This window comes from Pseudomonas sp. PS01297, assembly GCF_029959305.1.
Taxonomy (GTDB): Bacteria; Pseudomonadota; Gammaproteobacteria; order Pseudomonadales; family Pseudomonadaceae; genus Aquipseudomonas; species Aquipseudomonas helleri.
Window position 1 is genome coordinate 1 of record NZ_JASCPQ010000025.1, and the last position, 23,027, is coordinate 23,027.

Annotated in this window: 24 protein-coding genes; 14 read left to right on the top strand and 10 right to left on the bottom strand. The window is 59.5% G+C overall.

Translation table 11 applies throughout. The annotated features are described in order from the left end of the window. Positions 1-105: 105 nt before the first annotated feature. Complete coding sequence (znuA, locus tag QMX84_RS09945) at positions 106-1,029, bottom strand: zinc ABC transporter substrate-binding protein ZnuA (RefSeq protein WP_282363738.1); 924 nt, start codon at positions 1,027-1,029, stop codon at positions 106-108. Between the two features lie 66 nt (positions 1,030-1,095). On the opposite strand from znuA, the gene QMX84_RS09950 reads away from it, so the two are divergent. The 4 genes from QMX84_RS09950 to QMX84_RS09965 are packed head-to-tail and all read left to right on the top strand — an operon-like array spanning position 1,096 to position 3,904. Next, on the top strand, positions 1,096-1,578 hold the full coding sequence (locus QMX84_RS09950) for a Fur family transcriptional regulator (RefSeq protein ID WP_048372469.1): 483 nt from the start codon (positions 1,096-1,098) through the stop codon (positions 1,576-1,578). Then, on the top strand, positions 1,578-2,366 hold the full coding sequence (gene znuC / locus QMX84_RS09955; RefSeq protein ID WP_048372467.1) for a zinc ABC transporter ATP-binding protein ZnuC: 789 nt from the start codon (positions 1,578-1,580) through the stop codon (positions 2,364-2,366). Before QMX84_RS09950 ends, znuC begins: the two co-directional genes overlap by 1 nt. Continuing rightward, positions 2,359-3,147 (top strand): zinc ABC transporter permease subunit ZnuB, encoded by a 789-nt coding sequence (znuB, locus tag QMX84_RS09960; RefSeq protein ID WP_048372465.1) that lies wholly within the window; start codon positions 2,359-2,361, stop codon positions 3,145-3,147. The genes znuC and znuB overlap by 8 nt, the downstream gene beginning before the upstream one ends. A gap of 37 nt (positions 3,148-3,184) precedes the next feature. Then, a complete protein-coding gene (locus QMX84_RS09965) occupies positions 3,185-3,904 on the top strand; it encodes a PA5502 family lipoprotein (protein WP_282363739.1) in 720 nt (239 codons plus the stop codon). Between the two features lie 59 nt (positions 3,905-3,963). On the opposite strand, the gene katE is transcribed toward QMX84_RS09965, so the two are convergent. Next, the gene (gene katE / locus QMX84_RS09970) at positions 3,964-6,156 is read right to left on the bottom strand and encodes a catalase HPII (RefSeq protein WP_282363760.1); all 2,193 of its coding nucleotides are present in this window, start codon (positions 6,154-6,156) and stop codon (positions 3,964-3,966) included. 201 nt (positions 6,157-6,357) lie between these two features. Between katE and QMX84_RS09975 the strand changes: the two genes are divergently transcribed. From QMX84_RS09975 to QMX84_RS09985, 3 genes are all read left to right on the top strand, one after another. Further along, positions 6,358-7,365: a methionine ABC transporter ATP-binding protein gene (locus tag QMX84_RS09975; RefSeq protein ID WP_048387105.1), complete on the top strand. Its 1,008-nt coding sequence runs from the start codon at positions 6,358-6,360 to the stop codon at positions 7,363-7,365. After that, complete coding sequence (locus QMX84_RS09980) at positions 7,365-8,039, top strand: methionine ABC transporter permease (protein ID WP_262123213.1); 675 nt, start codon at positions 7,365-7,367, stop codon at positions 8,037-8,039. Before QMX84_RS09975 ends, QMX84_RS09980 begins: the two co-directional genes overlap by 1 nt. Positions 8,040-8,115: 76 nt before the next feature. After that, positions 8,116-8,886: a MetQ/NlpA family ABC transporter substrate-binding protein gene (locus QMX84_RS09985; protein WP_123750703.1), complete on the top strand. Its 771-nt coding sequence runs from the start codon at positions 8,116-8,118 to the stop codon at positions 8,884-8,886. Positions 8,887-9,021: 135 nt separating this feature from the next. Here QMX84_RS09985 and QMX84_RS09990 read toward each other — a convergent pair whose 3' ends face one another. Continuing rightward, the gene (locus QMX84_RS09990; protein ID WP_282363740.1) at positions 9,022-9,657 is read right to left on the bottom strand and encodes an SCO family protein; all 636 of its coding nucleotides are present in this window, start codon (positions 9,655-9,657) and stop codon (positions 9,022-9,024) included. A 266-nt stretch (positions 9,658-9,923) separates the two neighbouring features. Here QMX84_RS09990 and QMX84_RS09995 point away from each other — a divergent pair, with 266 nt between their 5' ends. Continuing rightward, entirely contained in the window at positions 9,924-10,559 is a 636-nt protein-coding gene (locus QMX84_RS09995) for a hypothetical protein (RefSeq protein ID WP_282363741.1), read from the top strand. Positions 10,560-10,626: 67 nt separating this feature from the next. Here QMX84_RS09995 and QMX84_RS10000 read toward each other — a convergent pair whose 3' ends face one another. The 3 genes from QMX84_RS10000 to QMX84_RS10010 form a co-directional block, all read right to left on the bottom strand. Then, on the bottom strand, positions 10,627-11,358 hold the full coding sequence (locus QMX84_RS10000) for a carbonic anhydrase (RefSeq protein ID WP_153334452.1): 732 nt from the start codon (positions 11,356-11,358) through the stop codon (positions 10,627-10,629). 65 nt (positions 11,359-11,423) lie between these two features. Next, positions 11,424-11,918 carry a DUF523 domain-containing protein gene (locus tag QMX84_RS10005; protein ID WP_262123224.1) on the bottom strand — a complete coding sequence of 165 codons (495 nt, stop codon included), beginning with the start codon at positions 11,916-11,918 and terminating at the stop codon, positions 11,424-11,426. Continuing rightward, positions 11,915-12,550: a 2OG-Fe(II) oxygenase gene (locus QMX84_RS10010; protein ID WP_153334450.1), complete on the bottom strand. Its 636-nt coding sequence runs from the start codon at positions 12,548-12,550 to the stop codon at positions 11,915-11,917. The genes QMX84_RS10005 and QMX84_RS10010 overlap by 4 nt, the downstream gene beginning before the upstream one ends. 151 nt (positions 12,551-12,701) lie before the next feature. On the opposite strand from QMX84_RS10010, the gene QMX84_RS10015 reads away from it, so the two are divergent. Next, positions 12,702-13,454: a hypothetical protein gene (locus QMX84_RS10015; RefSeq protein ID WP_153334449.1), complete on the top strand. Its 753-nt coding sequence runs from the start codon at positions 12,702-12,704 to the stop codon at positions 13,452-13,454. 7 nt (positions 13,455-13,461) lie between these two features. On the opposite strand, the gene QMX84_RS10020 is transcribed toward QMX84_RS10015, so the two are convergent. Next, positions 13,462-13,815: a YkgJ family cysteine cluster protein gene (locus QMX84_RS10020; RefSeq protein WP_048372442.1), complete on the bottom strand. Its 354-nt coding sequence runs from the start codon at positions 13,813-13,815 to the stop codon at positions 13,462-13,464. Positions 13,816-13,962: 147 nt separating this feature from the next. Here QMX84_RS10020 and QMX84_RS10025 point away from each other — a divergent pair, with 147 nt between their 5' ends. After that, positions 13,963-15,264: an FAD-binding oxidoreductase gene (locus QMX84_RS10025; RefSeq protein ID WP_282363742.1), complete on the top strand. Its 1,302-nt coding sequence runs from the start codon at positions 13,963-13,965 to the stop codon at positions 15,262-15,264. A gap of 80 nt (positions 15,265-15,344) precedes the next feature. On the opposite strand, the gene QMX84_RS10030 is transcribed toward QMX84_RS10025, so the two are convergent. Next, on the bottom strand, positions 15,345-15,536 hold the full coding sequence (locus QMX84_RS10030) for a DUF1127 domain-containing protein (RefSeq protein WP_282363743.1): 192 nt from the start codon (positions 15,534-15,536) through the stop codon (positions 15,345-15,347). Between the two features lie 169 nt (positions 15,537-15,705). Between QMX84_RS10030 and QMX84_RS10035 the strand changes: the two genes are divergently transcribed. Both QMX84_RS10035 and QMX84_RS10040 read left to right on the top strand, forming a co-directional pair. Continuing rightward, entirely contained in the window at positions 15,706-17,142 is a 1,437-nt protein-coding gene (locus tag QMX84_RS10035; protein ID WP_282363744.1) for a PLP-dependent aminotransferase family protein, read from the top strand. Beyond that, on the top strand, positions 17,142-18,707 hold the full coding sequence (locus QMX84_RS10040) for a phospholipase D family protein (protein WP_282363745.1): 1,566 nt from the start codon (positions 17,142-17,144) through the stop codon (positions 18,705-18,707). The genes QMX84_RS10035 and QMX84_RS10040 overlap by 1 nt, the downstream gene beginning before the upstream one ends. Positions 18,708-18,710: 3 nt before the next feature. On the opposite strand, the gene QMX84_RS10045 is transcribed toward QMX84_RS10040, so the two are convergent. Further along, positions 18,711-19,856: an MFS transporter gene (locus tag QMX84_RS10045; RefSeq protein ID WP_262126101.1), complete on the bottom strand. Its 1,146-nt coding sequence runs from the start codon at positions 19,854-19,856 to the stop codon at positions 18,711-18,713. Positions 19,857-19,974: 118 nt separating this feature from the next. After that, positions 19,975-21,468, bottom strand: coding sequence for an aldehyde dehydrogenase (locus QMX84_RS10050; RefSeq protein WP_048372429.1), 1,494 nt, complete (start codon positions 21,466-21,468; stop codon positions 19,975-19,977). 240 nt (positions 21,469-21,708) lie between these two features. Here QMX84_RS10050 and QMX84_RS10055 point away from each other — a divergent pair, with 240 nt between their 5' ends. Together QMX84_RS10055 and QMX84_RS10060 are read left to right on the top strand one after the other, a co-directional pair. After that, positions 21,709-22,071 (top strand): cupin domain-containing protein, encoded by a 363-nt coding sequence (locus QMX84_RS10055; RefSeq protein WP_282363746.1) that lies wholly within the window; start codon positions 21,709-21,711, stop codon positions 22,069-22,071. A gap of 243 nt (positions 22,072-22,314) precedes the next feature. After that, positions 22,315-22,890, top strand: a complete 576-nt coding sequence (locus QMX84_RS10060) for a hypothetical protein (RefSeq protein ID WP_262126103.1) — start codon at positions 22,315-22,317, stop codon at positions 22,888-22,890. The last annotated feature ends 137 nt before the right edge of the window (positions 22,891-23,027 follow it).

The window sequence follows — 23,027 nt, forward strand, 5'->3', positions numbered from 1 at the left end:
GCCGCAGGCTGCGATAAGGGCCGCAGGACCTTCGCTTTCATTCAAAAGCGGGGTCGCTGCGCAACCCATCGCAGCCTGCGGCAGCGGCTACAGGTGTTTATGCCTTTACAGGCTGTTCAGGCAGCCTGCCAGGTCGTTGCCGAGCTTTTCCAGCAGTTGCTCATAACCTTGCGCGGTGGCCGGGGTGAAACCGCCCAGCGGGTCCAGCTCGGCCAGTTTGACCGGCAAGCCAGCGGTCAGGGTGTCGGCCAGGCGCGGGCGCAGCGGCGGGTCACTGAAGACGCAGGTCTTGCCCACTTCTTGCAAACGCTGGCGCATGGCTGCCACGTGCTGGGCACCCGGCTGCACTTCAGACGCCACGCTGAACACACCGGTGTGCTTCAGGCCGTAGGCGCTTTCGAAGTAGTCGTAGCCTTCATGGAAAACAAAGAACGGTTTGTCCGCAATCGCGGCCATGCTCGTCTTCAGGCGTGCATCCAGCGCATCCAGACGCTCATTGAAGGCCTTGAGATTGCTTTGGTATTGCGGCGCATGGGCCGGGTCTTTTTCGCTCAGGTCGGCGGCCATTTTGGCTGCAATCACCCGGGCGTTGTCCGGCGCCAGCCATAAGTGCGCGTCGAGGGTGCCAGGACGGTGATCGTGATCATGCTCCGCCGCCGCATCTTCGTCATGGGAATGGCTGTCCTGGGAGAAATGGCGCAGCTTCAAACCCGGCAAACTTTGCACGGCCACTGAGGGCAAGGTGCGGGTTTTGATCACGCGGGGCATAAAGCCTTCCATGTCCGGGCCGATCCAGTACAGCAAGTCAGCCGACTGAACACGCCGTACGTCGGAGGGGCGCAACGCATAGTTATGCGGCGAGGCATTGGGCGGCAACAGTACCTCGGGCTTGCCCACGCCGTCCTGCACAGCCGCGGCAATCAGCTGCAACGGCTTGATGCTGGTCAGTACATTGACCTCGGCGTGAGCCGGGTTAATCACCAACAAACTGGCAGACAAAGCAATAAAAATCGCAAAAATACGGGACACGATGGGCACTCATGGCGGCTGAAACGGGTAACATAATAACGTCTCTCTTGGAAATCGTCGCCGCCCATGTCTATTGCACCGCTTGCCAGCCGTCCCCACGACCACTCTCATTGCGTCCACAGCGCGCTCTCTGAAGCGGACGTTCTGTGCGCGCAAAAGGGCCTGCGCCTGACGGCGTTGCGTCGGCGGGTGCTGGAGCTGGTGTGGCAGAGCCACAAGCCGCTGGGCGCGTACGACATTCTGGCCGTGCTCAGCGAGCAAGACGGCCGCCGCGCTGCGCCGCCCACCGTGTACCGCGCGCTGGACTTCCTCCTGGAAAATGGCCTGGTGCACCGTATTTCATCGCTCAACGCCTTTATCGGCTGCAGCCACCCCGAGCACGCGCACCAAGGCCAGTTCCTGATCTGCCGCACGTGCCACGCGGCCATCGAGCTTGAACAAAAAACCATCAGTGACGCGATTATCAGCAGCGCACGCGATGTCGGCTTTACTGTCGAAGGGCAAACCGTGGAAGTGCTCGGTTTGTGTTCGGGTTGCCGGGAGGCTTGATGAGCGCTGCGCTGATACGTCTTGAAGGGGTCTGCGTGACCTTTGCCGGGCAAAACGTGCTCGACATGATTGAGTTGAGCGTTGAGCCGGGCCAAATCGTGACCCTGATCGGCCCCAACGGCGCCGGTAAAACCACGCTGGTCAAAGCGGTGTTGGGCTTGCTCAAGCCCACCAGCGGCAGCGTCTGGCGCAAACCCAAGTTGCGCATCGGCTACATGCCGCAAAAGCTGCACGTTGACCCTACGTTGCCGCTCTCGGTGCTGCGCTTTTTGCGCCTGGTGCCGGGTGTGGACCGGGCCCAGGCCCTTGCCGCCTTGAAAGAGGTCGGCGCCGAAAAGGTCATCGACAGCCCGGTGCAAAGTGTCTCGGGGGGCGAAATGCAGCGTGTGCTGCTGGCCCGTGCGCTGCTGCGCAAACCCGAGTTGCTGGTGCTCGACGAGCCGGTGCAGGGCGTTGATGTGGCCGGGCAGGCCGAGCTGTACAGCTTGATTACTCGCCTGCGCGACCGTCATGGCTGCGGCGTGCTGATGGTGTCCCACGATTTGCATCTGGTCATGAGCACCACCGATCAGGTGGTGTGCCTCAATCGCCACGTGTGCTGTTCTGGCCACCCGGAGCAGGTGAGTGGCGACCCGGCCTTCGTTGAACTGTTCGGCAAAAACGCACAAAGCCTGGCGATTTATCACCACCATCACGACCACGCCCATGATCTGCATGGCTCGGTGGTCACTGAAGGCGCCGCCCCGGCGCATGCCCACGTTCATGGAGAAGGCTGCAAGCATGGCTGATTTTCTGCTTTACGCCCTGCTGGCAGGTTTGTCTTTGGCGGTGGTGGCGGGCCCTTTGGGCTCGTTTGTGGTGTGGCGCCGCATGGCCTATTTCGGCGATACCTTGTCCCACGCCGCCTTGTTGGGCGTGGCATTGGGCTTTTTGCTGGATGTTAGCCCGGCGATTGCCGTGACTGTTGGTTGCCTGTTGCTGGCGGTGTTGCTGGTGACGTTGCAGCAGCGTCAGCCACTGGCTTCCGACACGCTGCTCGGAATTCTCGCCCCCAGCACCTTGTCCCTTGGGCTGGTGGTACTAAGCTTCATGCATGAAGTGCGGATCGACCTGATGGCTTACCTGTTTGGTGACCTGCTGGCGATCAGCCCGACTGACTTGATGTGGATTATGGGCGGCAGCGCGGTGGTGCTGGCGTTGCTGGTGGCGCTGTGGCGGCCTTTACTGGCCATTACCGTGCACGAAGAGCTGGCGACGGTTGAGGGTTTACCCGTTGCAACGCTGCGCATGGCCCTGATGTTGTTGATTGCGGTGGTGATCGCGGTAGCGATGAAGATTGTCGGTGTGCTACTGATTACGTCGTTGTTGATTATCCCTGCTGCTGCCGCCCAACGGCATGCCCGCTCTCCGGAGCAAATGGCGTTTGGCGCGACGTTGCTGGGAATGCTGGCAGTGTGTGGTGGCCTGGCCTTGTCGTGGTTCAAAGACACGCCTGCCGGGCCCTCCATTGTGGTGTGTGCTGCCGCGTTGTTTCTGCTGAGTTTTGTTCTGCCCCGTCGAGGGGTGTAGACTTGCTCGTTTTTTGCGCACTTAGAGAGCCGCAGGAATGAAGCTGTTTAACTCACGTTATGTGCTCCTGGCCGCATTTTCCTTGCTGCTGGGCGCCTGCCAAAGCACGCCACCGGCCGTCAATCAGGTCGAGCAAGCGCGTGCCGGTGCCATCGCACAGCTGGAGCAAAACCTGGCCAGCAGCGAACTCGCGACCGCCGAAGACCAGTTGGCCGCCTTGCAGGCCCAAACCCCGGATGATCCACAGTTGGTGCAGTACCAGCGCCAATTGGCTGAGGCTTACCTGCAACGCAGCCAGATCTTGCTGCAAAAAGGTGATGTCAACTCCGCTGCGACGGCCTTGAGCCGTGCACGGGCATTAATGCCTAAAGCCCCGGCCCTGACAGGTGGCGTCAACAGCGCCATCACCCAGGCGCGCAAGGCCGAGCTGGACAAAGCCGAAGCCGCGCTCAAGGCGGCGGAAGCGCGGCCAGCGGCCAAGGTCATTGACCCGGCGGCGCCGTTCACCACCGTTACCTTGAACATCACCGATATTGGCAAACTTCGCCATCAACTGGATTTGATCGCGCAAGACATTGTCAATTATCAGTGCGCGGTCAGCCTGCAGGTGCCACGCACCGCTGATTACCCGTGGCTGGCCACGTTGATCAGCAAACGCGTGAAAAAGCTCGACCCCGGCTTTGACCTGAGCCTTGAGCGTCAGATCATCCGCCATGTGCCTGCGCAAGTGGTGCTGACGCCCAGCAAGCCTGAATAAAGAGCGTGGCCGTTGCCCAAGCGCTAATAGCACTTGGGCAACGGCCAGGCGTCTACCCCTTAAGCCGGAATAGCCTTGGCCTTCGGTTCCCGTGCCCAGACGCGATGCTGCGCAATGGCTGCAAAAAACGCCTTCAGGTCCTGAGCGTCCTTGATCGCCAACAACCCGTCATCCACCTGCAAATGCAGCACATCCAGCAGCTGTCTGGCTTCGCCGTGCACGGCGATGGGCTTGAGGTGCTTGTAGGCTTCCAGCAGGTAATGCAGTGCCACCCCGTCGCCACTCAGTGCTTTGATCGACTCTGCGCCTCCCGGCACAAACACGGCGTCAAAGGCCACTGACGGCAAACCTTCCATCGAACCGTCCACGTTCAGCAGCTTGCCTTCTGTTGTTTTGACCGGTGCAGACGTCGGCCCGAGCAATTTGGCGTGGGCGCCTTGCGCGGTCAGTGCCTTTTTCAGCGCTTCAATGGCTTTGCCCTCGACACCGTTGGCGGCCAGCACGGCCACTTTGCGGGTCTTGATATTGCTCGGCAGCAAATTGGCCTGACTCAGCGCGGGCGAAGCGCTGACGCTGGTTTTGCGTGCAGGCACAGTGCCGGCCTTGGGTGCGGGCAACCCCAGGTTTTCAGCGACGCGCCGGGCCAGCTCAAGGTCGATGTTGGCCAGGATCTCATTCACTTGGCGTGCGCGGATGTGTTCCCGTTCAACCTTGCCCAATTCAAAGCTGTAGGCCGCGATGATGTGCTCTTGTTCATGTTTGCTCATGCTGTTGAAAAACAGCCGGGCCTGAGAAAAGTGATCACTGAACGAGTCGCTGCGCTGACGTATTTTGTTGGCGTCGATGCGTTCCGGGTACGATTCAAAGCCCCCGTCTTGCGCGGCGGGCGGGGTTTCTTTCGGCCAGCCGCCATCAATGGAGTTGGGCTCGTAAGACGCACGGCCTTTATTGATCGTGCTGCGGTGCTGAGCGTCGCGCTGGTTGTTGGAAAAAGGGCAGACAGGGCGGTTGATTGGAATCTCGTGGAAGTTCGGCCCGCCCAAGCGGCTGATTTGCGTGTCGGTGTACGAAAACAGGCGGCCTTGCAGTAGCGGGTCGTTAGAGAAGTCGATGCCCGGCACGATATGCCCAGGGCAGAACGCCACCTGCTCGGTCTCGGCAAAAAAGTTATCGGGGTTGCGGTTAAGGACCATCTTGCCCAGCGGTGTAATCGGCACCTGTTCTTCGGGGATCAGCTTGGTCGGGTCAAGAATGTCGAAGTCGAACGTGTGTTCGTCTTCCTCAGCAATGATCTGGACGCCGAATTCCCATTCCGGATAATCGCCGGTTTCAATCGACTCCCACAGATCGCGCCGATGGTAATCGGTGTCTTTACCGGCGAGCTTTTGCGCTTCGTCCCACACCAGGGAGCAAGTGCCTACGCTAGGGCGCCAGTGGAATTTAACAAAATGTGATTTCCCTTCGGCGTTGATGAAGCGGAAGGTGTGCACGCCAAAGCCCTGCATGCTGCGCAGGCTTTTCGGGATCGCCCGGTCGGACATCGCCCAGATGACCATGTGCGCAGACTCCGGCACCAGCGAGACAAAATCCCAGAAGGTGTCATGCGCCGAACCGCCGGTGGGCATTTCATTGTGGGGTTCGGGTTTGACCGCGTGCACGAAGTCAGGAAACTTGATCGCGTCCTGAATAAAGAACACCGGCATGTTGTTGCCGACCAGGTCGAAGTTGCCTTCATCGGTAAAAAACTTGACCGCAAAACCACGCACGTCACGCACGGTATCGCCCGAGCCGCGGGGGCCCTGAACGGTCGAGAAGCGCACGAATACCGGCGTTTTTTTATCCGGGTCTTGCAGAAAACCGGCTTTGGTCAGGGCGCTGTGGGCTTTATAGGTCTGGAAATAACCGTGAGCGCCGGTGCCACGCGCGTGGACGATGCGCTCCGGGATTCGCTCGTGGTCAAAATGCGTGATTTTTTCACGCATGATGAAGTCTTCCAGCAGTGACGGGCCGCGCGCGCCTGCTTTGAGGGTGTTTTGGTTGTCCGCAATCTTCACGCCTTGATTGGTTCTGAGCGCCTGTTGGGTCGCATCGTCGCGGAAGGCTTCGAGGTTTTCCAATTTGACGTTCGTGTTGCCACGATCCAAGGTGTCGGTGCCGGCCATCTGGCTCTTGGGTGAAGACGGTTTTTTGCTACTCATCAGACTAAGCTCCTTGTTGATGAAAGCCCCACGGGCTGGGCTTCTTGGACATATATCCCGTTGCGGGATGTGAGGTGCTGTTAGTACTGACTTGCGCCTGTTGTGGTCGTTCCTTATTTCTGACCATCAGTCGTCTTATCGCCAAATGAAAGGTCTTCGCTCAAATAAATGCTAAGAACCTCTATAAGGACAGGCTAAAATGCGCGCCCGGCTAACCGCTGATCTTCTATTTACGCGCCCCACAAGGTTCGCTACGTGATTGAGTTTCATAACGTTCATAAAACTTACCGGGTCGCCGGTAAGGACATTCCCGCCCTGCACTCCACGAGTTTGCGTGTTGAGAGCGGTCAGGTATTTGGCCTGATTGGCCATTCCGGCGCGGGTAAAAGTACATTGCTGCGCCTGATCAACCGCCTCGAAACACCGAGCGGCGGGCAGATCATCGTCGACAACGAAGACGTGACTGCCATGGATGCCAATGGCCTGCGGCGTTTCCGTCAGCAAGTCGGGATGATCTTCCAGCACTTCAACCTGCTGGCGTCCAAGACCGTTGCTGACAACGTGGCGATGCCGCTGACGCTGGCGGGCGAATTGTCCCGCAGTGAAATTGACCAACGGGTGGCCGAGTTGCTGGCGCGCGTGGGCTTGTCAGACCACGCCAAGAAATACCCGGCGCAGTTGTCAGGCGGTCAAAAACAACGCGTGGGCATTGCCCGTGCCTTGTCCACCAAGCCAAAAGTCTTGCTGTGTGACGAAGCCACCAGCGCGCTCGACCCGCAAACCACGGCGTCGGTGCTGCAATTGCTGGCCGAAATCAACCGCGAGCTGAAGCTGACCATCGTGCTGATCACCCACGAGATGGATGTGATCCGCCGTGTGTGTGACGAAGTGGCGGTGATGGACGCTGGCGTGATCGTCGAGCAAGGCCCGGTGGCCGAGGTGTTCTTGCACCCCAAGCACCCGACCACCAAGCGTTTTGTGCAGGAAGACGAGCAGATCGACGAAGGCGAGCAGCGCGATGATTTCGCCCATGTGCCGGGGCGCATTGTGCGCCTGACGTTCCAGGGCCAGGCCACCTACGCGCCGCTGCTGGGCACCATCGCCCGCGAAACGGGTGTGGACTACAGCATCCTGGCGGGCCGGATCGACCGCATCAAAGACACCCCCTACGGGCAACTGACCCTCGCCATCACCGGTGGCGACATGGACGCGGCTTTCGCCCGCTTTACTGCGGCTGACGTTCATATGGAGGTGCTGCGCTAATGGACTCTCTACTGAGCTTTTTCACCAATATCGACTGGTTCGAAATCTGGCTGGCCACGGGCGATACCCTGATGATGCTCGGCGGTTCGCTGCTGTTCACCATCCTGCTGGGCCTGCCGCTGGGCGTGCTGCTGTTTCTGTGCAGCCCACGCCAATTGTTTGAACAGAAAGCCGTGTACGCCATGCTGTCGCTGCTGGTGAACATTCTGCGTTCGTTGCCGTTCATCATCCTGTTGATCGTGATGATCCCGTTCACCGTATTGATTACCGGCACCTCGCTGGGCGTCGCGGGTGCGATTCCGCCTTTGGTGGTCGGTGCAACCCCGTTCTTCGCCCGTCTGGTGGAAACGGCTTTGCGTGAAGTTGACCGTGGCATCATCGAAGCCACCCAGTCGATGGGCGCCAGCACCCGTCAGATCATTACCAGCGCCTTGCTGCCAGAAGCCCGCCCAGGCATTTTTGCAGCGATTACCGTGACCGCGATTACGCTGGTGTCCTACACCGCCATGGCGGGTGTAGTGGGTGCGGGCGGTCTCGGGGATTTGGCGATTCGTTTCGGCTACCAACGTTTCCAGACTGACGTGATGATTGTCACGGTGGTGCTGTTGTTGATTCTGGTGCAGATCCTGCAAACCGTCGGCGATCGGCTGGTGGTGCACTTCTCGCGCAAGTAAGGCCTCGCGTTAAACACATAAAGCCAGCGCTGTGCTGGCAGATACCTGGAGTCAGGTGTTCACAAGGAGCTGTTGAATGAAGAAGTTATTTGCTGCTGTGGCCGCTGTAGCGGCATTTTCTGCCCACGCAGGTGATCTGTCGGTGGCGGCGAGCCCGGTCCCTCACGCTGAGATCCTGGAATTCGTAAAACCGGCTCTGGCTAAAGAGGGCGTGAACCTCAAGGTCAAGGTGTTCACTGACTACGTTCAACCCAACGTACAGGTGGCGGAAAAGCGTCTGGATGCCAACTTCTTCCAGCACCAGCCTTACCTGGATGAGTTCAACAAATCCAAAGGCACTAACCTCGTCAGCGTAGCGGCCGTGCACCTTGAGCCGCTGGGCGCTTACTCCAGCAAATACAAAAAGCTTGATGAGCTTAAAGACGGCGCCACCGTGGTGATCCCGAACGATGCCACCAACGGCGGCCGTGCGCTGTTGCTGCTGGACAAGGCGGGGTTGATCAAGCTCAAGGATTCGAAAAACATCCTGTCGACGGTCAAGGACATCACCGAGAACCCTAAAAACCTGAAGTTCCGTGAGCTGGAAGCAGCGACGATTCCACGTGTGCTGACCCAGGTTGATCTGGCGCTGATCAACACCAACTACGCGCTGGAAGCCAAGCTGAACCCGGAAAAAGACGCACTGGTCATTGAAGGCAGCGACTCGCCTTACGTGAACATCCTGGTTGCACGCCCGGACGACAAAGACTCTGAAGACATGAAAAAGCTGGTCGCTGCCCTGCACACGCCAGAAGTGAAAGCCTTCATTCTTGAGAAGTACAAAGGCGCCATTCTGCCGGCGTTCTGATATCGATGATCCGGGCAAACCCGATCCCCTTGTGGGAGCGGGCTTGCTCGCGATTCATACCATTGAATGCTGATGACACACCTTGGTGATCCCATCGCGAGCAAGCCCGCTCCCACCGATGTGTGTACTAATCCCTTACTTCCTCTCTACCAGCCCCGGCAACTGGGCGACCATCTTTTGGGTGTTGAACGGCGCGCGGATAAAACCTCGCTGAGTGCCGTCCGGCCCGATCAGCGCCAGGTTACCGCTGTGATCCACGGTGTAGTTCGGCTTGCTGGTATCGGGCGGGATGAACGGGATGCTCACGGCGTTCGCCAATGTTTGCAGTTGCTCGGTTGAGCCCGGCGTCAGGCCGACAAATTGCGGGTCGAAGTAGCTCAGGTATTTTTTGAGCTGCTGCGGGGTATCCCGGTTCGGGTCGACACTCACCAGCACCACTTGCAGCTTGTCCTGTACCGCTTTTGGCAGCTCGCTTTTGATCTGGCGCAACTGGGAAAGCGTGGTCGGGCAAATGTCCGGGCAGTAGGTGTAGCCAAAAAACAGCAGGCTCCACTTGTCCTTCAGCTCATTGATGAGCACCGGCTGACCGTCCTGGTTTGTCAGGGTGATGGTCGGCAGGTGGCGACTTTGTGGCAGCAGGATAATCCCGGCCTCGGTCAGCGCCGTGTTGTTGCCCTGACTGCTTCGCGACATCAGGCTGTTGAAGATCAGCCCCATGATCAACGCCAGCAGCGCGACCAGGATAAAGACGTTTCTTTGGGTTTTAGTCATAGGTTCATCACAACGTAGTGGTCGATAAACAACGCGAGAAGACAGCGTACGTGAAGGCTGGGGTCGCAGCCTGTGGCGCATTGCCACGGTACAACACTGATCGGTTAAGATGCGCGCCCAAAATGAAAACCTGACCCCCGCGACAAATGGCACTCACTGCCCGATCAAAAAATGACCGACAATACGCCCCCTGAAAAAAAGGCCCTCTTTTGCAGTGAGCGTCTTTTAAAGCACTTCCCTGATTCAGCGCCCCCCTTGGAGTTCCCATGAACACCGCCGATATTCGCGCGCAGATCTCGCGTGCCCAAGAACTTGATGCCAAAAGTGGCCTGCTCACCCAGCATTTGACGACCCGCCTTCCCCACCTGCATTCGGCCATTCAGCTACCTGAATCCGATCGGAACGCGGTAATGACCCGTTTTGTCAGCGCCTATATCGACCAGGTGCCGGACTTGCTCGACGCAGCCCATGCGGTCGCTCGCGAGGCGGGTATCGAATCACAAATCGAGCCTGTGCTGAAAATTGCCGAGCAGTTTTTTGTTCAGCCCCCGTCACTGCTGGACGGTCATGAAGGGCTAGAGGGCTTGCTCGACGAAGCGTACCTGGCGCATCGACTGGTTGAAGAGGTCAACGATCTCTACATCATGCACTTTCACCAGCCGTTGATCCCGCTGGACATGACCGTGGCCAACCTGATCGCCCACCAATTGGTCGGTGAAGCGTTCGCCAACCAGCTTGATGAGGCCGTGCACCACGCGGTGGATGAACTGCTTGATGACGAAAGCTTTGCGCTGGAGTCGGTTGAAGCCTATCGCGACAAGCTCACCAGCCCGGACACGGGGGCTGCGTGGAAGCGTTGGCCGTGCCTGTCCAAGCAATTGGGCGTCGGGCTGGCGTTGTAATTGCCCGCTGGCCTCGTGATCTTTTAACGGGCAAAAGATCGCGAGGCTCATGCCTGCCGTCCGGCGGTTAAAACCGGGCTTTAGGCGTTGCGCTCGGGATCGGGTTGGTTCCGTCCAGTGGGCGGAAGGTGCCGGTGTCGGCGTCGTAAGCCTTGATCGCGCTGGTCTCGATGTCATAGACCCAGCCATGAATGAACAAATGCCCGCTGGCCATGCGCGAGGCCACGGACGGGTGGGTGCGCAAGTGTTGCAGCTGGGCGATCACGTTTTCTTCCGTCAGCACGTGCATGCTTTCGGCTTCGTTGGCGCAGTTGCAGTTGTCCTGCACCATGGTTTTCGCCACTTCTACGTGATGCAGCCAGGCTTTTACCGTCGGCATCTTTTTCAGCGAGGCCGGGTTAAGTACAGCGCGCATCGCGCCGCAATCCGAATGCCCGCAAATGATGATGTGCTGCACGCCCAGTGCCAGCACCGCGTACTCAATGGCGGTGGAAACGCCACCGTTCATCTGGCCGTAAGGCGGTACGACGTTGCCCACGTTACGCGTCACGAACAGATCGCCCGGCGCGCTTTGGGTGATCAGTTCCGGGACGATGCGCGAGTCGGCGCAGGCAATAAACATCGCGCGCGGGCTTTGTGCCGTGGCGAGCTTTTTGAAGAAGGCTTCCTGTTCAGGAAAGATCTCGTGATGGAAGTGTAAAAAACCATCCACGATGTGGTGCAAGGCCGCATCGGCACTTTCGGCGGGTGAAGTGTTAGCGGTAGAGGCAGCGGGTTGTGGTTTCTGCTTGTCGCTCATATAAATCCCCTGGGCAAAGTGGCACAGAATGTTACCTGAACTCATTTCCAATGTGGGAGCGGGCTTCAGTCAGGCTTTAAAGTTGCCAACGCGTGCGCAGCTTCGGCCAGTTCCAGCTCATTGAACACCTGAACCCCGGCAGCGCTGAGCAGGGCAGCGGTCACGCCCTGGCCTGCCACTTTGGTGCCGCTGAAGCTGCCGTCGTAGGTCAGTCGATTGCCACACGACGGGCTGTTGGCCTTGAGGATAGCAATGCGAATGCCATGCTGTTTGACCAACTCCAGCGCCTGCTGGGCGCCGGACACAAAGGCTGCCGTCACGTCCTCACCGTCGGTGGTGATCACGGGCGCGCGGCCGCTGAGGACTTCAACCCCTTGCCCGCCCGGAATTTCGGCCGCTGCACGCGGGGTGGGCAAGCCACCGGCGACTTCCGGGCATAGCGCTATCACGCGGCCTTCGTCCTGCCATTTCGCCAACAGGTCATAGGGGCCGCTGGCGCCGCCGTCATAGCGCACGCGATGGCCCAGCAGGCAGCGACTGACCAGCACCTTGGCGCTCATAGCAGCACCTCGGTGGCGCGGCGTCGGAACCAGCCGGTCAATGACAGCCGGTCACGGGTGGCGGGCAGCACTTCATGGGGGATCTCGCCCGACAGAAACACCACCAGGCAGCCCCCGGTCGGCAACACGTCGTAATCGCCCCTGTCCTCAAGGTACATGCGCAAGTGCCCGCCGTGCTCAGGCAGCCAGGCCTGATTGAGGTAGAGCACCGCCGACACCATGCGCCGATCGTCGTCGCGAAAGCGGTCCAGGTGCTTGAGGTAAAACGCACCGGGCGGGTAGAGCGCGAAGTGACTTTCAAAGTCCTCCAGGCCCAAAAAAAGCCTGCGATTCATGGCGATTCGCAGGCTTTCCATTAACCCTAAATAGTTGTCGCAGGCTAGAGCCTCTCCCGGCTCCAGCCATTGAATATGGTCGCCGCGGATACCCTCGCGAACCTCTTGCGCCGGGCCCCGGCCAACCGCCGCCGGGGTCAATTCGCCTTCGGCTGCACGTTTATGGCACTCAGCCGCCAGTTCGAGGGTCAAAGCCTCGGGCATAAAAATATTTTGCTGTGACCATCCCTGCGCGTACAGGTCGTCGACGATGCGTAGCAACAGCGGGTGATCAGAGGGTATTTGCATGGCGCGCATAATATCGATACGCCCGAAAATCTGACAGCTCCGTCTAGCTGGCCACGCAGAAATATTTCATCTGGTCATTTAAAGCCTCTGGGGCGAGACGAATTCTCGACAAGTCCTACGCTGGCCCCGGACAATAGCGCCTAGCTGACAGGAGTCCTTCATGCGCCGCTTGTTTTTACTGTTAATGATGTGTTGTTCGTTACCCGCATGGGCAGACCACCTCGATGATCTATTCACCGTTGCCGGTTGGCCTGAGCAACGCGCGCATTTCACAGACGCCCTTAATGCCGCTCAAGAGCGCTACCGCAACAACTTGCCGCCTGCGGTTTACCAGGCGCTGGTCAACAACAGCAGCCAGCGTTTTGCCGCGCAGGCGATGGACCAGCGCGCCAAAGGACAGATGCGCAAGAAGCTGCCGAATCCTGATCCAGCCCTGACTTTTTTCCAGTCAGAGCTGGGCCGTAAAATTGTGGCCGCTGAACTGCTGGCCACCCGCCGTGATCAGTTGGCCAAGCACGCGCAAGGCTTGCCGCGCGTTGAGGCCAGCGCCACGCGTCAGTTGCTGATTAACCATTTGTCCAACGCCTTGCCGGCGAGCGAGGCGGGGGCTGAGGTCACGCTGGCCATTGCCGGTGTGGCGGCAGACAGCCTGAGTGCGATGATTCCTGGCCTGCTGGGCAGCACACAGGTACAAGGCGCGCTCAACGGCCAGCGCCAGCGGCTGATGGAGCAGATTGCGGGGGAGCTGGATAACACGTTGTTGTACGTGTACCGCGACTTGTCGGACCCGGAGCTGGAAGAGTTTGTGACGTTCGCGGAGTCGCCTGACGGCAAAACCTACTACCTGGCCGCGTTGGCTGCGATTCGCGCCGGCTTGGCCGTGGGGCAAAGCACTTCCAGCCTGGCCCAATAACGGTGCGTTAAACCAGCACCTGCCGCGTACTGGCAATGTACTCATGCACGAGCTTCTCGGCGCTGGGGTGAATCATCTCCAGCGGGCGACGGCCATTAGGGCAGGGCAGCGTCGGCGTGGTGCCGAACAGGCGGCAAATAAGCGGGCGTTCGTCATACACCGTGCAGCCGTTCGGCCCCAGGTGCACACAGTTCAGCTCATTCAGGGCGGCTTCTTGCTCGGCTGCGGTCTTGCGCGGCAAACGGGCCATTTCTTCCGATGACGTGGTCACAGGCCCGCAGCAGTCATGGCAACCCGGCACGCATTCAAACGACGGAATTTGCTGCCTGAGAAAGCGGATTTTATGACTGTTGCAGCTCATTTATTGCCCATTGCACGTGAAAAGGCCGCAGAGTCTGCCTGAAAAGCAGCGGCCTAGACAGCACCGTACGGCCGGTCTTGCCCCTCGCGATTGGCACGGCTTATGCTCTGTAAAATTTTCCAAACATAAACAATCAGGATTACGCACATGAGCGCCCCCGTTCAGCGCAGCCAGCACACCGCCTCTTATTACGCCGCCAGCAGCTTGCCGCAGCCTGACCATCCGGTGTTGCAAGGTGATGTGGTGGCCGATGTGTGCGTGGTTGGTGGCGGGTTTTCCGGGCTGAACACAGCGCTGGAGCTGGCCGAGCGCGGCATGAGCGTGGTCCTGCTTGAAGCCCATAAAATCGGTTGGGGCGCCAGCGGGCGTAACGGCGGGCAACTGATTCGCGGCGTCGGCCATGGCCTTGACCAGTTTGAAGGGGTGATCGGGAAAGACGGCGTGCGGCAAATGAAACTCATGGGGCTGGAGGCCGTGGAGATCGTCCGCCAGCGCGTCGAGCGGTTCAACATCGCCTGCGACCTGACCTGGGGTTACTGCGACCTGGCCAACAAGCCCCGCGACCTCGAAGGCTTTGCCGAAGAAGCACAAGAACTCCGCGATCTGGGCTATCGCCACGAAACCCGCCTGCTGCAAGCCAACGAAGTGCACACCGTGGTGGGCTCGGATCGCTATGTGGGCGGGTTTATCGACATGGGTTCGGGTCACCTGCATCCGCTTAACCTGGCCTTGGGCGAGGCCGCTGCTGCGGCGCAGCTGGGCGTAAAACTGTTCGAACACTCGGCCGTCACCCGCATTGATTACGGCCCCGAAGTGCGCGTGCACACCGCGCAAGGTTCAGTCCGGGCCAAAACCCTGGTGCTGGGCTGCAACGCTTACCTTCAGGGTTTGAACCCGCACCTCAGCGGGAAAGTCCTGCCGGCCGGCAGCTACATCATTGCCACCGAGCCGTTGACCCAAGCTCAGGCCCACGCCTTGCTGCCGCAAAATATGGCGGTGTGCGATCAGCGCGTGGCGCTGGATTACTACCGGCTGTCGGCAGATCGCCGCTTGCTGTTCGGCGGTGCCTGCCATTACTCGGGCCGCGACCCGCAGGACATTGGCGCCTACATGCGGCCCAAGATGCTGGAAGTGTTCCCGCACCTTAAAGACGTGAAGATCGATTACCAGTGGGGCGGCATGATCGGCATTGGCGCCAACCGTTTGCCGCAAATTGGCCGCCTGCCGGATCAGCCCAATGTGTATTACGCCCAGGCGTACTCCGGTCACGGGGTGAACGCCACGCACTTGGCGGGCAAGTTGTTGGCCGAAGCCATCAGTGGCCAGCACAGCAGCGGTTTTGATCTTTTCAATCAGGTGCCGCACATCACCTTCCCGGGCGGTAAATACCTGCGCTCGCCGTTGCTGGCGCTGGGCATGCTCTGGCACCGGCTCAAAGAACTCGCCTGATTGCTGTAGGAGCGAGCTTGCCTTGCGATCTTTTGATCTTTTAAAAGATCGCGAGGCAAGCTCGCTCCTACAAAGATGTATCAAGAACGCCAAAACGGTTTACGGCCTTCACGTTTGGCCACTTCGGCACTCAAGCCCACGTCTTGCAGTTGCTGCGCATCCAGCTTGCGCAAGGCGCGGCGGGTGCGGGAGCGATGCCAGAACAGACTCCAGCGCCCCAGGTGCTTGGGCTGGCTGTTAGGTCTCGGGTGTACATCGCTAAAGGCATTCATCGCGCAGCTCCTTTTGACTCCATTGCATTGAGTCAGCATGATGGCCTTGCGCCGAAAACCATGACAGATTCAGCGTTCAGCTATTAACTGCATACAGATGCGGGCTTTTAAGCGCTGAATCCTTGGTTTTTACCCTATCTGTACTGGTCGTCCTTTCAAGAGCCCCGTCATGACCCTATACATCAACCTCGCCGAGTTGCTGGGTACACGCATCAAGCAGGGCTTTTACCGACCGGGCGACCGCCTGCCGTCGGTGCGGGCCTTGAGCGTCGAGCACGGGGTCAGCCTGAGCACGGTGCAGCAGGCGTATCGCGTGCTGGAGGACCAGGCACTGGCGTCGCCGCGCCCCAAATCAGGTTACTTCGTACCAATGGAGCGCGAGTTGCCCGCTTTGCCGGGCATGGGCAAACCGGCGCAGCGTCCGGTCGAGATTTCTCAGTGGGAGCAGGTGCTGGAGTTGGTGCGCTCGGTGCCGCAAAAAGACGTCATACAGCTGGGGCGCGGCATGCCGGACGTGTACACGCCGACCATCAAGCCGCTGCTGCGCAGCCTGGCGCAGATCAGCCGGCGCCTCGATCTGCCCGGCTTGTATTACGACAACGTCTACGGCGTGCTGGCCCTGCGTGAGCAAATCGCGCGTTTGCTGCTCGATTCAGGCTGCCAGTTGGGCGCCCAGGACCTGGTGATCACCACCGGCTGCCATGAAGCCCTGTCGTGCAGCATTCGGGCGGTGTGTGAGCCGGGCGATATTGTCGCGGTCGACTCGCCGAGCTTTCATGGCGCCATGCAAACCCTCAAGGGGCTGGGCATGAAAGCGCTGGAGATTCCCACCGACCCGCTCACCGGCATCAGCCTCGAAGCGCTGGAACTGGCGCTGGAACAATGGCCGATCAAGGCAATTCAGGTCACCCCCAGTTGCAACAACCCGCTGGGCTACATCATGCCCGAGGCCCGTAAGCGGGCGTTGGTGGCGTTGGCGCAGCGCTTTGACGTGGCCATTATCGAAGACGATGTGTACGGCGAGCTGGCCTACACCTACCCGCGCCCGCGTACTGTGAAGTCGTTCGACGATGATGGCCGCGTGCTCTTGTGCAGTTCGTTTTCCAAGACCCTGGCCCCCGGCCTGCGCGTGGGCTGGGTCGCGCCGGGGCGGTATCTGGAGCGGGTGCTGCACATGAAGTACATCAACACCGGCTCAACGGCGCCACACCCGCAACTGGCCGTGGCCGAGTTTTTGAAAAACGGCCATTTCGAGCCCCATCTGCGCAAGATGCGCACGCAATACCAGCGTAATCGCGACTTGATGCTCGGCTGGGTCAGCCGCTATTTTCCGCCGGGCACCCGCGCCAGCCGACCTCAGGGCAGCTTTTTGCTCTGGCTGGAGCTGCCAGACGGTTTTGACAGTTTGCGCCTCAACCGCGCGCTGCTGGCACAAGGCGTACAGATTGCCGTGGGTAGTATTTTTTCGGCGTCCGGCAAGTACCGTCATTGTTTACGAATGAACTACGCTGCCAAACCAACGCTCCAGATCGAAGAAGCGGTGCGTAAAGTCGGTGAAGCTGCCAGCGCGCTGTTGGCACAAGCCGCAAATCATGCCGAGCATTAATGGGGCACCACACGTTGAAATCACTGTGCATATTGCTGTTCGCGTTGTGGCTGGGAGGGTGTAGCACTGTGCAAGTCAACCGTGAGCCGAGCCAGGCATTACCGGCGTCGGGCTCGGCCTTTGGCCGTTCGATTCAGGATCAGGCGGCGGCGTATCAAGGCCGCTCGGGGTTTCGTTTATTGCCCAGGGGCAGTGAAGCGTTTTGGGCCCGCGCCGAGCTGATCCGCAACGCGCAGACCAGCCTCGATCTGCAGTACTACATCGTCCATGACGGGCTCAGTACGCGCATGTTGATCGACGAGTTGCTCAAGGCCGCTGATCGCGGGGTGCGCGTGCGCATCTTGCTGGATGACACCGCCAGCGATGGGCTGGACGACATTCTGGCGACCCTTGCGGCTCATCCCAACATTCAAATCCGCCTGTTCAACCCGCTGCAACTGGGCCGCAGTACCGGCGTGACCCGGGCCATGGGGCGGCTGTTCAATCTGTCGCGCCAACACCGGCGCATGCACAACAAGCTGTGGCTGGCCGACAACAGCGTGGCGATTGTGGGCGGGCGCAATTTGGGCGACGAATATTTCGATGCCGAACCGGATTTGAACTTCACCGACATCGACCTGCTCAGTGTGGGGCCGGTGGCCGAGCAGTTGGGACACAGCTTTGACCAGTACTGGAACAGCGCGCTGAGCCAACCGATTGGCGATTTTGTTTCTTCGCGGCTGTCCCATGTGGAGCTGACCAAGGCCCGTGGCGCGCTGGAGGCTTCGCTTAAACAGTCGAAAGCGGCGCATCAGACGCTGTATCAGCAGCTCGCCGCTTACGAAACCGATCCGCAACTGGACGTGTGGCGCAGCGAGTTGATCTGGGCGTGGAACCAGGCGCTGTGGGATGCGCCGAGCAAGGTGCTGGCGGAGGGCGAGCCGGATCCGCATTTATTGCTGACCACCCAGTTGGCCCCGGACCTTTCCGGGGTCAACAAAGAGCTGATTTTGATTTCGGCGTACTTTGTGCCCGGTGAGACGGGCTTGGTGTATCTCACCGGGCGCGCCGATGCCGGGGTTGATGTGCGCTTGTTGACCAACTCGCTGGAGGCCACGGACGTGCCGATTGTGCACGGTGGCTACGCGCCGTATCGCAAGGCGCTGCTGGAACATGGGGTCAAGCTGTATGAGCTGCGCCGCCAGCCGGGCAGCACGGGCGGCAGCGGGTTGCACCTGTTCAAGCCGGGTTTGAGTTCTGATTCGAGTTTGCACAGCAAGGCGATGATCTTTGACCAGCGCAAGTCGTTTATCGGCTCGTTCAACTTCGATCCGCGCTCGGGCTTGTGGAACACCGAAGTCGGCGTGTTGGTGGACAGCCCGGAACTGGCCGCCCAAGCGCGCGACCTGGCCTTGCAAGGTATGTCGCACGCATTGAGTTATGAGCCGGTGCTGGAGAAAGGGCAGATCGTCTGGGTGACCGAAGACCACGGTCAGTTGCACACCTTGACCCGCGAGCCGGGCAGTTGGTGGCGCCGGCTGAATGCATGGTTCAGCAAGACGGTTGGGCTGGAGAAGATGTTGTAGCGGCTAGGCGGCGGTTTGCTCGGCCCCGAATGCGCCTTGGCGCAGCACCAATATCACCAGGCCAAATGCCCCGGCGGCCATAAACAGCGGCAAGGCGTGGCCGCTGATCCATTGGCTGCCAGCGCCTGCGGCCAGCGGCCCGATCAGGCAGCCAATGCCCCACAACTGCGCCACGTGGGCGTTGGCCCGCACCAGGGCGTCGTCGCGGTAGCGTTCGCCAATCAAGATCAGCGACAAGGTAAACAAGCCGCCCGCGCTGGCGCCGAAAATCACCCACAGCGGCCAGATCAGCAGGGTGTCGAGCAGCAGCGGCACCGCCAGGCTCGACAGCATCAGCAGGGCCGCGCAGCCGGTAAACAGCGAGCGTCGTGACACGCGGTCAGCCAGTGCGCCAATCGGCAGTTGCAGCAGGGCATCGCCCACCACCACGGTGCTGACCATCGCCAATGCGATGTCAGCGGTAAAGCCCTGGCGCAGGCAGTAGATGGGCAGCAACGTCAGAATCATCGCCTCAAAGGCGGCAAACAGCGCCACCGCCCACGCAATGGCTGGTAAGCCGCGACAGAACGCCAGCAAGTCCTTGAAGGTCACGCGGTACGCTTCGGTGACGGGTGCGCCGTCGCGGCCCAGCAACAGCAAGGGCGCCAGTGTCAGCAGGGCCACGCCGATCCAGAAGCCGTAGTCGCCCTCTGAACCCACCACGCCCAGCAACAGCGGCCCAGACAGTTGGCTCAGGGCGTACGCGCAGCCATACAGCGCGACCAGGCGGCCGCGCCATTGCTCGACCACCAGTTGGTTGATCCAGCTTTCGCCCAAAATAAAAATGACCGTGAGTACCACCCCGATCAGCAGGCGCAGCACCAGCCACACCGGGTAGCTGGGCAGTAACGCCAGCACGCCGATGGACAGGGCCCCGGCCCATAAGCACAGACGCATCAAGGCCGGTGTGCCCACGCGTGCCGCGAGCTTGCTGGCCACGCTGGCGCCTACCAGCACGCCGATGGCCGGCATGGCGGCCATGACGCCAATGGCAAACCCGCCGTAGCCCCAGCTTTCGAGCCGGAACGACACCAGCGGCATGCTCACGCCCAGCGCCAAACCGACGCTGAGCACGGAGGCCAGCACGGCAAAATAGGTCGCCCAACGCATGTCTGTGCTCCAAAAAAAGGTCAGTGCAATGTGAGAGCGGGCTTGCTCGCGATGCCAGCGCAGCGAAGCGCCAGTATCGCGGGCAAGCCCGCTCCCGCAGGGTGTTACACGTGTTGTGTTACAGCTTGATCCAGGTGGATTTCAGCTCGGTGTACTTGTCGAACGCGTGCAGCGACTTGTCGCGACCGTTACCCGACTGTTTGAAGCCGCCAAACGGAGCGGTCATGTCGCCGCCATCGTATTGGTTGACCCACACGCTGCCCGCGCGCAGGGCTTTGGCGGTCAGATGTGCCTTGGAGATGTCCGCTGTCCACACCGCTGCGGCCAGGCCGTATGGCGTGTCGTTGGCAATCTGGATGGCTTCGGCGGCCGTGTCGAAAGCAATCACCGACAGGACTGGGCCGAAGATTTCTTCCTGGGCGATTTTCATCGCGTTGCTCACGCCGTCGAAAATGGTCGGCTCAACGTAGGTGCCGCCGGTTTCCTGAAGGATCTGTTTGCCACCAGTGACCAGTTTGGCGCCTTCGCTGTGACCCGACTGGATGTACGACAGCACGGTGTTCATTTGCTGGGTGTCGACCAGCGCGCCCACGGTGGTCGATGGGTCCAGCGGGTTGCCCGGCTTCCACTCTTTGAGCGCTTCGATAACCAGCGGCAGGAAGGTGTCTTTGATCGAACGCTCGACCAGCAGGCGCGAGCCTGCGGTGCAGACTTCACCCTGGTTGAAGGCAATGGCGCTGGCCGCCGCCTTGGCCGCAGCGTGCAGGTCCGGGGCGTCGGCAAAGACGATGTTCGGGCTCTTGCCGCCGGCTTCGAGCCAGACGCGCTTCATGTTGGACTCGCCCGAGTAAATCAGCAGTTGCTTGGCGATTTTGGTCGAGCCGGTGAACACCAGGGTGTCGACGTCATTGTGCAAGGCCAGCGCCTTGCCGACGGTGTGGCCGTAGCCCGGCAGCACGTTCAGCACGCCAGCAGGAATACCGGCTTCAACGGCCAATGCCGCGATGCGGATGGCGGTCAGCGGGGATTTTTCGGACGGTTTTAGGATCACCGAGTTACCGGTCGACAGGGCCGGGCCGAGTTTCCAGCAGGCCATCATCAGCGGGAAGTTCCACGGCACGATGGCGCCAACCACGCCGACTGCTTCGCGGGTAACCAGGCCGAGCTGGTTGTGCGGGGTGGCGGCGACTTCGTCGTAAATCTTGTCGATGGCCTCACCGCTCCAGCTCAGGGCATTGGCAGCGCCTGGCACGTCGATGTTCAGCGAGTCGCTGATCGGTTTGCCCATGTCCAGGGTTTCAAGCAGGGCCAGTTCTTCGGCGTGTTGCTTGAGCAGGCCGGCAAAGCGGATCATCACGGCTTTACGTTTGGCTGGCGCCAGACGGGACCAGGCACCCGACTCGAAGGTCGCACGCGCGTTTTCGACAGCGCGTTGGGCGTCTGCGCTATCGCAGCTGGCGACCTTGCCCAGCAGGCGGCCATCGACCGGGCTGAGGCACTCGAACGTTTCTTTGGAGACCGCGTCGGTGTATTCACCGTTGATGAAGGCGCGACCTTCGATTTTCAGCTGTTGGGCACGTTGTTCCCAGTCACTACGCGTCAGGGTGGTCATTCGAGTGTCCTCCTCTTGATTGAAATACCTACGCCAGCGCGAGTGTAGCGTGGCGTGTCCGGAATGCTGGCCAATCATCCAGAATGATTGGCACGAGGCATGCGCCACCCTAAACCAGTGTCCTGGGGACTTTCAATATATTTGACAGAGAGGTCGTAAACAGCATGGCTTGTTCGTTTTAATAAACATAGACTTCAGGCTTTCACGCCTATCACGCTGTTATTTCGGGGGGATCAATCAATGAGCATTGAAAACGTCGTCGACTTCAACACCGCCAATACCCAAGCCGAGCGTTACACACCGGCCCCCGAGAAGCTCTTGAAGGGCAACCCTGAGCAGATCTTGCATAACCATTACGCCAGCGACTGTGGGCAGTTAAATGCGGGCATGTGGGAAAGCGACGTGGGCCAATGGGAGGTCAATTTCACTGAGCATGAATATTGTGAAATTGTGCAGGGCGTTTCGGTATTGCGTGACCGGGAAGGCAATGCCAAGACCCTGCGGGCGGGTGACCGTTTTGTCATCCCGGCTGGTTTTAAAGGCACGTGGGAAGTGCTGGAGCCGTGTCGGAAGTTTTACGTGGCGTTTGAGCAAAAAGTCTAAACCCCCGATTTAGATCGCTGAAAGCCCTGCTATCGAGAGATGGCAGGTTTTTTTTGTTTTGGCTCTGGCATTCACGTCGTTCAACAATTTGAAATAGCTCGAGCGGTCCTGAAAAACGCATTTGAGCCATGCTTTGAGAGTGACGCACAAGGTGCTCAATAAATGAGCAGGTGCGGCCAGCTAACATTTTATTCACGCCGAATTAACACCTATGCGGCTGATAAGTACAGGCAGGGAGCCTTTATGAGTTTTGAATACAAGCAAGCGTACAGTTTTAGAGCGGAGCTTTACTGGCGTGACGGGCTTAATGGTGACAACACTCTTCATCGAATAGGGGCAACCTTCGATGGCAGTACGCCTTTAAAACATAACGACGGTTGGTTGTTTGCAGGTAAAGACAACTACACCAAGTACAACAATGTCGTGTGCGTTAGAGAGGTCATAAAAATGGACTTCTGGTTTGGCTGCTATGTTGACTCAGGGTCTTATGGTTATGACGTGAGGGCTATAAGCCTGACTCGGGATAATTTCTATTATGCGGCACGGATCGAGACCAGCCGAAATGGACTCCTAGGGTTGTATCACCCAGCTTACGATAGGCAAGAGCCGTATGACAAAGAGCTGTGGAGGCTTGACGGCGTTGATCCCAAGTCGCTAAAGCCACATGACTTGCTTCTCAACATGAGGCTCAGGAATTCAGATGGTGTGGTAGCCCACAGGAAGTATGAGGACGGAATTCCTTATCTGGTATGCAGCGGTGAAGGTTTTGAAGGTCTCACTGCCCGAGTGGTCGAAACCGGGCAGCCCTACCCGTATTAACCCTGTGGTAAAAGGCTTGTCTGGGGCAAGGATGCCTCCTCTTGGTTTTAAAAATGCCTTTTAGGCATGGGTGTCAAAGGACTGATATTTTTGCAACAAAAAAGGCCCGTATCGTGAGATGCGGGCCTTTTTTGTAA